General features: G+C 32.0%; 1 protein-coding gene. It reads left to right on the forward strand.

The window, feature by feature from the left end; all coding sequences use genetic code 11:
• A partial coding sequence (locus FUA24_RS03175; protein WP_148540021.1) for a carboxypeptidase-like regulatory domain-containing protein occupies positions 1 to 415 on the forward strand: 415 nt, incomplete at both ends.

Raw genomic sequence — 415 nt, forward strand, 5'->3', positions numbered from 1 at the left:
TTTTATTAATCAAGAAGATGTATTGTTCTTTTCTTCCGATGGACATACAGGCCTTGGTTTGTTAGATGTTTTCGCAACTATTAAAGGTGAAAATGATGATTTTGTTGATGTTGTAAACCTTGGTATTCCTATTAATTCAAATAAAGATGATTTTTCTTTTACAATGAATCCTAACGGAATTACAGGTTATTTTGCATCAAACAGAAAAGGTGGTAGAGGTGATGATGATATCTATGCGTATCACCGAGAACCCACACTACATGTTGAAGGTGTGGTTAATGATGCTATTAACATGAACCCAATAGCAGGAGCCAAAATTACCTTATTTGATGATAAAGGTAATGAAATAGCCTACATGGAAACTGATGAAAACGGTTTCTATCAAATAAATATAGATAGAAATCAAGATTATAAA

It is taken from the genome of Seonamhaeicola marinus, assembly GCF_008085455.1.